The following is an 11,624-nucleotide window of genomic DNA, read 5'->3' on the forward strand; positions in this document are numbered from 1 at the left end:
ATTATTGGGATTTAAGGCCTGATTTTCTTACCTTTGTATCGATGAACGTCAAGCTCCACGAGAGAAAAAACTGTAGAATTCTAAGTTTTAATTATCTGGTATTCAGAAACCAGCCAGATAAGTTCATTCCGCCTACCTTTTAATTACCTTCCCTTCACCCGGGAAGTAGACCCTATTACTATGGGAACTTAAGGACCTTTCGTCCATCCTTTTCCATTTAGCCCTAATCGAAGCTTTAACTAAACTAAAAACTTAAAAATTAATCCGTTATCGTTCAAAACAAAAGCATGGTAATTAAGACCTACGATGCCTATACAAGGCTTTCTACCATGGAAGCCGACCGGTTCGCCAATTTTCTCTTTGACCACCAAGAAGGCAAGAGAGCTACAAAAAAAGCCATTAGAAAGGCTATACAATATTCTACCAAAGATATTCCCGGCCTTGGCGGATATGTGTTCGCCATGGAGGATAAAAATGAAATTTTAGGTTTGGCAGTGGTGAACAAAACAGGTATGGGAGATTATATCCCCGAAAATTTTTTGGTCTTCTTTGTGATTCACAGAGACCATAGGAACAATGATATAGAGCAAAAATTGTTGGATTATACCCTCCAATATTGCAAAGGGGATGTTGCCGTTCACATTACAGGTGAAAACCAATATCCGAACAAAAAATTTTTTGAAGAAAAAGGGTTCCGTGCAACCCATTTAGAAATGAGATTGAACAGATAAAACAAAATATGCTAAAAATTGAAGTTAAGCCAGGCGAAAGTATTGAAAGGGCTCTAAAACGCTATAAAAGAAAGTACAGAAATACAAAGCGTTTGGACCAAATACGTAGCCGTCAAGAATACACAAAAAAATCAGTAGAACGCCGAAAAACACTTAAAAAGGCACAATACAAAGAGCAATTCCTGAACGAACAGGAAGACCAATAACATCTAAAATTAAAGTATCAATAACAAAAAAATGAGACTTTCTAGAATTAAAAGGGAAACCAGATATGAAAAACGCTATAGCGTTAAAATGGGAGAGCTTACCACCCGTGTCACCTACATAAAAAGGTACATTATGGGGCTTCCCGTCCGCACTTTGCACAAGTACCGTTCAACCTATTACGGTAAGGTCAAAGACTGCAAAGAATGCAATGTATTATCATAATAAGATCATCATAATTTATTATATAACCCTTTAATATAAACAATGAAAGTATTGGTTATTGGCGCAGGTAACATGGGGCTTACCTATGCCACAGGTATGTCTAAATCCAAACTGTTGAAAAAACGCAACATCATGGTGCTGGACAAGTCAAAGGAAAAATTGGAAGAAGTTGGTAAAATCGCTTATTTCGATGCCATAGACAAAATCGAAGATTGTGTTCCTCAAGCGGATATCATCTTTTTGGCCGTAAAACCCTATCATGCCGAAGAGCTTTTTGGGCGCATGAAAAAATTGGTAAATCCAGAACAATTGTTCATTTCCATAATGGCAGGGGTCACCATCAACTATATACAGGAAGCACTTGGTATCAAAAAAGTCGTAAGGGCCATGCCCAATCTGCCAGCTCAGGTTGGTAAAGGTTTGACCAGCTACGTGTCCGCCGAGGAGGTTTCCCGATTGGAACTTTTTATGGTCGAAGGGCTGTTGGATACAACGGGTAAATCGCTTAGAGTGAAAAGTGAGAAATATATTGATGCATCCACCGGAATTTCCGGAAGTGGACCAGCATATGTTTTCTACTTCATGCAAAGTATGATGGAAGCCGCCCTCCAAATGGGTTTCTCCGAAAATGTTTCCAAGGTTCTGGTCAGCCAAACATTCACCGGTGCCGTGGAGTTGTTCAATCAGAACAATCTAAACCCCGATACCTGGATGGAGATGGTAGCCTCCAAAGGAGGAACCACCAGGGCCGCCTTGGACTCCATGGAAGACAATAATGTAAACGAATTAATCAAAGAAGCCGCCTTTGCAGCATTCGGTAGAGCTGTGGAACTGGGCGAAGAATACTAAAACATGTATAAAGAACTAGTGGTCATCAAAGTAGGTACAAATGTGATGACCAACAAAGACAACAGAATTGTAAGACCAGTGCTCAACAATTTGGTACAACAAATTGCAGAGCTTTACGAACGGGACATCATGACCATTTTGGTCTCCTCTGGATCGGTAATCGCCGGTAAAGAGGTTCTGGGAAAAGCCAAAATAAAGGATAAGACCCAACGTAGGCAAGTATATTCCGCCATTGGGCAACCCAGAATGATGAGGCATTATTATAACATATTCAACGATTACGGAATGAAGTGTGCCCAGGTACTCCCTACAAAAAGGGATTTTAACCCTGGTGTGCACCGTGACAACATGATCAATTGCTTGGAAGGGCTCCTTTCCGAAGGAGTGATTCCTATTGCCAATGAGGATGATGCCGTTTCCGTATCCATGTCCATGTTTTCGGACAATGATGAATTGGCCACCTTGCTGGCACAACTAATGAAGGCCGACAAATTGATCCTAATGACAGATATTGATGGACTTTATGATGGACATCCAGAAAAAGCCGATTCCAAGGTAATCGACAAGGTCGAACCAAAAGAAGACTTGGATAAATATATAGAAGAAGGAAACAAACAAGAAGGCGAAGGCCGCGGTGGCATGGGATCAAAATTAAACTATGCCCAAAAAGCAGCAGCAGCCGATATTCCATCCTACATTGTAAACGGTAAACGAGATAACGTAATCTTGGATGTTGTAGAAGGAAAGAACGTAGGAACAGAAGTTTCAAAATAACAACAATGAAATTATTAAAAACAGATTTAAAAAATAAAGTATTACAAGATATGGAGCGAATCCTTGATGAAAATCGGGACGAATTGCTCCAAGCAAACAAAAAAGATCTAGATGCATTCAACCGGGATGATCAGGCGTTGTACGATCGTTTGGTGGTGGACCAAAAGAAAGTGGACCAAATGATCCAGGCCGTAAAAGAAGTTCGCTTGCAAGATGACCCCGTAAATAAGGAAATTTCTACTAGGGAATTGGACAACGGGCTCAAAATCATCAACAGAACAGCTCCCTTCGGCACTATAATGATCATTTACGAGTCCCGCCCCGATGTAACCATTGAGGCAGCCGTGCTTGCATTTAAGGCCAATAATAAAATATTGCTAAAGGGAGGTAAGGAAGCTTACCATAGCAACAAGGCCTTGGTTAAGTTCTGGCATCAAGCCTTGACCGAAAATGGTCTATCCAAAGATTATATCCAGTTTATGGAGATGGACAGGACCCAAACGCAGGAGTTCCTAAGGAACCCTGACCAAGATTTGGACCTTATCGTGCCCCGTGGAGGTGAGCGTTTAATCGCTTTCGTAAAAGAACATGCCAAATGCGCAGTGTTGATCAGTGGTAGGGGAAACAATTTCCTATATGTGCACAAAGAGGCCGATTGGGAAAAAAGTTTAAAAGTGATTTTAAATGCAAAAACCCACAAGATTTCGGCCTGTAATGCCTTGGACAAAATTTTAGTGGACACTCAAATTGATGGTTATGAGGACAAGCTGAAGGAATTACAGCAAGTACTTACGGCCAACAATGTATCCATAATTGTGGACGATGAAGTCAAAAAAACATTGACGAATGAGGATACCATTACAGATGAATCCATTTGGCAAGAAGAGTTTTTGGCCATGAAGTGTGTAATTGGTGCCATCGACAATATCGAAGAGGCTATGGATAAAATCAACAAGAACTCTGGAGGGCACTCAGCATCCATAATGACGGAGAACAATAGCGTAGCCAAAACGTTCATGGAAAATGTGGACTGTGCTGCGGTATACCAAAACGCCTCCACTCGTTTCACCGATGGTGGACAAATGGGCGTGGGTGCCGAGCTGGCAATCAGTACGGACAAATTGCACCATCGAGGCCCATTGGGACTGAAGCAATTAGTTACCAACAAATACTATGTATTTGGTGATGGACAAATTAGAGTTTAACCCATACATATTATATAAACTAAAAGGAGGCCAGTGGCCTCCTTTTTTTATAAGGCACATCCAGCAAAGTCTGAAACTTTATTTTATTATCAAATTCCAAGGTATTTATTGGTAGTTTTTTAAGAAAATCTCTAGATTTATTACTTAAAATATATAAAATATGGGAAAATTTGAGATTAACACGGATAAAGCCGGAAAGTTCAGGTTTAATTTAAAAGCCGGAAATGGCCAAGTTATTTTAAGCAGCCAAGGGTACACCACCAAATCTGCTTGTGAAAATGGTATCGAATCTGTAAAAAAGCATTCACAGGACGATGATAATTTTGAAAGAAACACAGCGAAAGACGGTAGTCCGTACTTTAACCTAAAAGCATCCAACGGACAAGTTATCGGAAATAGCGAAATGTATTCCAGCGATTCTGCTATGGAAAATGGCATTGCATCCGTCAAAAAAAATGCTCCAGACGCATCAGTGGAAGAAATTTCCTAAAAAACTGGTATCATTTTACAACGATTAAGACAGCCTGAAAGGGCTGTTTTTTTTATGCCAAACTTTCATCCACCAATTCAAATGGGCCATTCATTGGTTCAAACAGGCCATTCGTTAATTGGCCACCACAAATCTCATTTATTGATTCTATGTTTGTCATGCAATAGCGTTAGTGCATATTGATAAGCAAGATCAATTTAACGCATGCACAGATAGCAATTCACTTTTGACGACTGTTGGTCATAAAAGTGTTTAGTTTAGTTGAGGTTTCCGTTACGCCAAGGAACTACAAAAGTTCCTTGGTTGTAATGGTTTTTTTATTTAGAACCTACCCCCTCTCCATAATTTATTAATCCAGAGAATTATTTGTTTGTTCAGATAACCATGAAGACCTCATATTTCGGCAAAAAAAGGGGCTTCAAAAAAACCTAGATAAACTCAACTGGCCCATCCGTCAATTCAAAACCCTCATCCATGCATTGGTCCCTTCAAAATCCATTCATATGTATTCTCTTTGGAATCGATTCAAAATAAAAATTAATAACCCTTGCCCTTTTCAGGTCTTAAAAATTTAAAAACATGATTTCAAAGAATACTTTCCTGAGTTTGGTCCTACTCTTATTCACGTACGTGCTATCTGCACAATCATACGTAGGCTTTTTGGAGGACAACTACAATGGTGTACATGGAATAATTTCCAACCCGGCCAACATTGCCGACTCCAACCTTAAAATGGATGTGAACATTTTTGGCTTTAGCGCACTTTATGCGAACGATTACATAGGCTTTAACCTAGGTGATGCCTTTGGTAATGCAAGTGAAGCTTTTGATAACGCCGAAACATTCCCGACAAACAATAACTTTTTAGCCTTTAACGTGGATGTAATGGGTCCATCGGTAATGCTAAGTATGAGCAAAAAACACTCGTTGGCCATTTTCACAAGAGGAAGGGGTATCTTCTCCGTAAACGATATCAACGGGAACCTTTTGGAAAAAGAAGGTGGTTACGACGAAGGTGAGGATTTTTCCCTTGTTGAAGATGATATGTCAAGTTCATTTAGTGCATGGGGCGAAATTGGAGCAACGTATGCTCGTGTTCTTCTAGATGACAAGGAGCATTTCCTTAAAGGAGGTGTATCGGTCAAGTACATTCAAGGTCTAGCCAATGCCTATATAAACGGCACGGACATTTCTGTAGATTATAATTCCTCCAACGAAGAAGTTACTACCACCGGAGAGCTACGTTACGGCAGTACGGGAGAAGTGGGTGAAGAGGGAAATTTGGGAAATGTATTCGAATCTGGTGCCGGTAATGGCCTTGGAGCAGACCTAGGGTTTGTATATGAATGGCGTCCCAACCACGCCGAATTTACTAAATTAAAGAGTGATGGTACAACCGTGGTCAATCGTGGGGTGAACAAATACAAAGTAAAACTTGGCATTTCAGTTACCGATATAGGAACAATTGGTAATGTAGATGGCATTGACAGGATATATAACTTGAACAAAACCCAAGATGCCAATAATTTTGATGGCGATGTGCTAGAAGAAGCCCTCATCGACAATTTTGAAATAATCGGAGAAAGAACGTCCGTAAGTTATACCCTTCCAACTGCATTGCACACCAATGTGGATTGGAACGTAGCTTCCAAACTATATATGAACTTTAACGGGGATATGTCCTTGACTCCTAAAAACGGTGTCAATATTGGCCGAATCATTAATCAATATAGACTCACACCTAGATTCGAAACCACTTGGTTGGCTGTTTATTCACCTTTGAGCATTATTGAAGGGGGTACGTTTCAGTGGGGAGCCGGATTAAGATTGGGGCCCATTTATTTAGGTTCTGGGTCCATCCTATCTTCTCTGGTGGGCGAAAACACCAAAGCTCTGGACCTTTATGCAGGACTTAAAGTTCCTCTTTATCATAATAAATTGAAGGATAAGGACAATGATGGCATCATCAACCAAGAGGACAGATGTCCCGAAATTGCTGGGCCAGTGGAAAACCAAGGTTGCCCATGGGAAGATACCGATGAAGACGGGGTTTTGGATAAAGATGATGATTGTCCAGAAGTTGCCGGGCCTGAAGAAAACAACGGATGCCCATGGAAAGATACCGATGAAGATGGAATTTTGGACAAGGATGATGAATGCCCAGAAGTGGCTGGACAAAAAGAATTTAACGGATGTCCCGACACCGACTCAGATCGTATCGAAGACCGAAACGACCGTTGCCCCCAAACACCTGGAACAATCGAATACAACGGATGCCCCGATACCGATGGCGACACCATTCCCGATGTGGACGACCTATGTCCAAAAGTTGCAGGCACCGTAGCCAACAATGGTTGCCCAGAAGTAACCGCCGAAGTTCAAAAACAGTTGAACGATTACGCAAGAACCATTCTTTTCGATACCGGAAAAGCTACCATCAAGCCGGAATCCGTTTCCGTGATGGTCGATATCCTCCAAATATTGAACGAATATCCAAATGCCAAGTTTACCGTGGAAGGACATACCGATAGTGTGGGCAGTAACACCACAAACCAAAACCTATCAGAAGCTAGGGCAAACTCCGTACGCGATTTCTTGATCAACGAAGGAATATCCGGCAGCAGATTATCTGCTATTGGTTACGGAGAAGATAAACCAATTGCATCGAATTCAACAAAACTTGGAAGACAACAAAACAGACGAGTAGAAATCAATTTGATTAAATAAAACCATCCTACCCATATTTTCAATTTGATTCATAGAGCAAAGGTTTGGTGTAACTCAGTTGTTCTTAAATAATCGGGATGGCAGATCCGCCAAGATACACTTGGCGGATCTTTTATTTAAACAAGTAAAATCTTACAAAAATCAGGTTTTTAGCAATAAGTGCTTTTTTCACTCATTGATCCAAATGGGGCATCCGTCAATTGGAACCCACCATAGGTGAATTCATGCCTAATTCTTATCTAATTAGTCCTTTAATTTATACTACCAAATCTATTTCTTGATCGGCCCCACCAAGAAATCTTAGTAAAACTTAACTCTTATGACTAAACTTCTACTTAGTTCCATTTTCCATGCATTGAAATTATTTCAAGTGCAAAACAAGCCCTATAAAAAATCCAAGAGTCAAAAAATCTTGGTCACGATCTCCTTATTAATTGTCCTGCTTACAGGAAACACTGTTTTTGGACAGATTGAGGTGGACACCTGGTACAGTGCAGACCGTGCAGTAAACAGCGCACCAACACCAAACGGATCTTGGCATTTGTTTACACCGCTTGCTCCTGGTGACGGGACTACGGTTACCACTTGGTACGATTTGGTGGATTGGGTTGACGCTGACAAGCAAGATGCGATAGGACACCCCTCCATAAACCTAAATCAAGCATTTCCAGACGGTTTTGATTACCCATTTCCGAATAGCGGCCCATATAACTTATTTTTAGCTCCTACGGGGTCAACCCCAGGTCTTCCAACTTTACGGAGGAACGATATGAATTTTAATCCATCCATTGAATTTGATGGAAGCAATGAAGGTGATGCGCTCGTTATGCGTTCTGTCTCAAGAGATGATATAACCGTTTTTATCGTTTTTCGTGCAGAAGGAGCAGGAAACACAGCAGAGACCCAACGCCTATTGTTTGGCGGCGATGTAGATGCACATCACAGTTCGGTCAATGTTGAACAGCGTACAACAAATTTATCCTTGGGCGTATCCGATGGCAATCGTTTCTCGATTGGAAGAACTTGGCTCAACGACGGTGGAGGAGTTTTTCAATCAGGAACAATAGATTTAGAAGGTAAACCGACTATAGGGGTATTCACCAGAGACGCACTCCCTTTATCGTTTCAAGAAAACCTCGACACTTTCGTAAATGGCATACACGATATTTCCGTAACAAGAGGACCTGGCTTTTATGAAGCAAATAGCCTGTTCTTTTTTAACAGTATCGGTAAGCACTTCAATAGTAACGACCCCAACCGCAACCTTACGGGAAATATTGCAGAAATACTATTGGCCGATGGTGCGTTGGATCCTACCTCCATAACACAGGCCCAATCCTATCTGGCCATTAAATATGGTATTACCTTGAACAATTCAGGCGCTTTGGGAAGTGTGGTAGGAAACCAAGGTTTCACATACTTGGCAGCAGATGGTACAACCATATGGGATCCCACTATCAATCCCAATTATCGTTTTGACATTGCAGGATTGGCAAGAGATAGATATCAAGATGACGGGCCAGATTTAAGATATAACCTGCACCAACGTATTGCAAAAAGTGAAAACGATGAGGCCATTGTCACCATGTCCACCGATTCAAACTTTACAACAGACAATCTTGATCAGACCAGACCAGAAATTGATAATTATCCTTGGGCTGGAACATCACCTACCTCATACCGTCATAATTATTTGATATGGGGCAATGATCATGCAGGTTTGGACACCACAAATGTAGAGCTGCCTGTATCAGGCGATATTGTAACTAGAATCCCTCGAGAATGGCAAGTCCAAAAAACATTTTCAGCAGGGGTAGATCCTATTTATGGGGTCAGTCTCCGGTTTGACCTTTCCGGTTCCAATATCCTTCCCAATGATGCATGCCGCATCCATCTGATGATTGATCGTGATGGAAATGGGGATTTTTCTAATGGAACTGTTGACCTTATTATGGCGACAAGTGCTGATAGTCAATATGTCTTCTTTGATGATGTTGATTTTGAACATTTGGATGTATTTTCAATTGGTTTGAAAGCTCCACTTAGCATCACTGTGGTAGACAGTACTCCCCCTTCTACATGCGGAGGAAGCGACGGGGAGATTCAGTTCGCATTTACCAACGTGCCCGACGGGAACTATACCATCACCTATGACGAGGGTACGTTTCCCAACGTCACCGTATCTGGAGGGACCGCCACAGTCACAGGACTGTCCGAAGGCAAATACTCCAACTTAAAGATTACCGCCAACGGTTGTACCTCACAACAGGATCCCGACGTCGTGCTATCCTCACCCGATGCGCCCACCATCGCAGCCGTGGCCGTACAACCGTCCACCTGTGGGGCCAGCGACGGGCAGATACAGTTCACCTTCGAGAACGTGCCAAACGACACCTATGATATAATCTATGATGATGGAATATTCTCCGATGTCGACGTAAACTCAAACGCGGCGATCGTAACAGGACTGCCCGAGGGCAACTACTCCAACCTGACAATCACCGTGGGAAGCTGTGCATCACAGCAAAACCCCGACATCGTCCTCTCGTCACCCGACGCACCCACCATCGCAGCAGTGGCCGTACAGCCCACCACCTGCGGGGCAAACGACGGGGAGATTCAGTTCACCTTTGAGAACGTGCCGAACGGGGACTATACCATATCCTATGACGGGGGAAGTTTCCCCAACGTGACAGTGTCCGGGGGAATAGCCACAGTAGAGAACCTGCCAGCCGGCAACTACACCAACCTGAACATCACCGTCAATAGCTGTACCTCGCAACAGGACCCCGACATCGTGCTCTCATCACCGGACGCGCCCACCATCGTAGCAGTGGCCGTACAGCCATCCACCTGCGGGGCCAGCGACGGGGAGATAGAGTTCACCTTTGCCAATGTACCGGACGGGGACTATACCATTACCTATGATGGGGGAAGTTTCCCCAACGTGACAGTTGCATCAAACGCCGCCACCGTAACGGGATTGGCAGCGGGCAACTACAGCAACCTGACCATTGCCGTGGGAAGCTGTTCATCGCAACAGGATCCCGATGTCGTCCTCTCATCACCGGACGCACCCACCATCGAGGCAGTGGCCGTACAACCGTCCACCTGTGGGGCCAGCGATGGGGAGATACAGTTCACCTTTGCCAATGTACCGGACGGGGACTATACCATAGCCTATGACGGGGGAAGTTTCCCCAACGTGACAGTGTCCGGGGGAACAGCTACCGTGGAAGACCTGCCAGCGGGCAACTACAGCAACCTGACCATTTCCGTCAATAGCTGTACCTCACAGCAAGATCCCGACGTCGTGCTCTCGTCACCGGACGCGCCCACCATCGCCGTAGTGGCCGTACAGCCATCCACCTGCGGGGCCAGCGACGGACAGATTCAGTTCACCTTTACCAATGTACCCGACGGGAACTATACCATTACCTATGACGGGGGAAGTTTCCCCAACGTGGCAGTTGCATCCAACGCTGCCACTGTATCGGGATTGGCAGCGGGCAACTACAGCAACCTGACCATTGCCGTGGCGAGTTGTACCTCGCAACAGGACCCCGACGTCGTGCTCTCGTCACCGGACGCACCGACCATCGAAGCAGTGGCCGTACAACCGTCCAACTGTGGGGCAAACGACGGGGAGATTCAGTTCACCTTTACCAATGTACCCGATGGGGACTATGACATCACACATGACAACGGGACGTTCACCGACGTCACCATATCAGGGGGAACAGCTACCGTGGAAGACTTGCCAGCCGGCAACTACAACAACCTGACCATTGCCGTGGGAAGCTGTTCATCGCAACAGGACCCCGACATCGTGCTCTCGTCACCGGACGCGCCCACCATCGCCGCAGTGGCCGTACAGCCATCCACCTGCGGGGCCAGCGACGGGGAGATAGAGTTCACCTTTGAGAACGTACCCGACGGCGACTATACCATAGCCTATGACGGGGGAAGTTTCCCCAACGTGACAGTGTCCGGGGGAACAGCTACCGTGGAAGACCTGCCAGCGGGCAACTACAGCAACCTGAGCATCTCCGTGGGAAGCTGTGCATCGCAACAGGATCCCGACATCGTGCTATCATCACCGGACGCACCGACCATCGAGGCCGTGGCCGTACAGCCCTCAACATGCGGGGCCAGCGACGGACAGATACAGTTCACCTTTACCAACGTGCCCGACGGGAACCATACCATATCCTATGACGGAGGGTCGTTTGCCAATGTTGCCGTGAGCGGAGGGACAGCCACTGTCTCCAACTTGGCTGCCGGTAACTACAACAACCTGACCATTGCCGTGGGAAGCTGTGCATCACAACAGGACCCCGATGTCGTCCTCTCATCACCGGACGCACCCACCATCGAGGCAGTGGCCGTACAACCGTCCACCTGTGGGGCCAGCGACGG

General features: G+C 44.5%; 9 protein-coding genes. All 9 read left to right on the forward strand.

Annotated elements, in window-relative coordinates:
- Positions 1–287: 287 nt before the first annotated feature.
- Complete coding sequence (locus GUA46_RS07055; RefSeq protein ID WP_108246436.1) at positions 288–731, forward strand: GNAT family N-acetyltransferase; 444 nt, start codon at positions 288–290, stop codon at positions 729–731.
- A gap of 8 nt (positions 732–739) precedes the next feature.
- Positions 740–937, forward strand: a complete 198-nt coding sequence (gene rpsU, locus GUA46_RS07060) for a 30S ribosomal protein S21 (protein WP_014033016.1) — start codon at positions 740–742, stop codon at positions 935–937.
- A gap of 31 nt (positions 938–968) precedes the next feature.
- On the forward strand, positions 969–1,160 hold the full coding sequence (locus GUA46_RS07065) for a hypothetical protein (protein ID WP_108246437.1): 192 nt from the start codon (positions 969–971) through the stop codon (positions 1,158–1,160).
- A gap of 42 nt (positions 1,161–1,202) precedes the next feature.
- Entirely contained in the window at positions 1,203–2,009 is an 807-nt protein-coding gene (gene proC, locus GUA46_RS07070; protein WP_176619884.1) for a pyrroline-5-carboxylate reductase, read from the forward strand.
- A gap of 3 nt (positions 2,010–2,012) precedes the next feature.
- On the forward strand, positions 2,013–2,783 hold the full coding sequence (proB, locus tag GUA46_RS07075) for a glutamate 5-kinase (protein WP_176619885.1): 771 nt from the start codon (positions 2,013–2,015) through the stop codon (positions 2,781–2,783).
- Positions 2,784–2,788: 5 nt separating this feature from the next.
- Positions 2,789–3,988 (forward strand): glutamate-5-semialdehyde dehydrogenase, encoded by a 1,200-nt coding sequence (locus GUA46_RS07080; protein ID WP_176619886.1) that lies wholly within the window; start codon positions 2,789–2,791, stop codon positions 3,986–3,988.
- A 160-nt stretch (positions 3,989–4,148) separates the two neighbouring features.
- On the forward strand, positions 4,149–4,478 hold the full coding sequence (locus GUA46_RS07085; protein WP_108246441.1) for a YegP family protein: 330 nt from the start codon (positions 4,149–4,151) through the stop codon (positions 4,476–4,478).
- A 579-nt stretch (positions 4,479–5,057) separates the two neighbouring features.
- Positions 5,058–7,205 carry a DUF5723 family protein gene (locus GUA46_RS07090; protein ID WP_176619887.1) on the forward strand — a complete coding sequence of 716 codons (2,148 nt, stop codon included), beginning with the start codon at positions 5,058–5,060 and terminating at the stop codon, positions 7,203–7,205.
- A gap of 319 nt (positions 7,206–7,524) precedes the next feature.
- A partial coding sequence (locus tag GUA46_RS07095; protein ID WP_176619888.1) for a DUF8202 domain-containing protein occupies positions 7,525–11,624 on the forward strand: 4,100 nt, incomplete at its 3' end.

Source organism: Flagellimonas chongwuensis (genome assembly GCF_013376415.1).
In the GTDB taxonomy this organism is placed as follows: domain Bacteria; phylum Bacteroidota; class Bacteroidia; order Flavobacteriales; family Flavobacteriaceae; genus Flagellimonas; species Flagellimonas chongwuensis.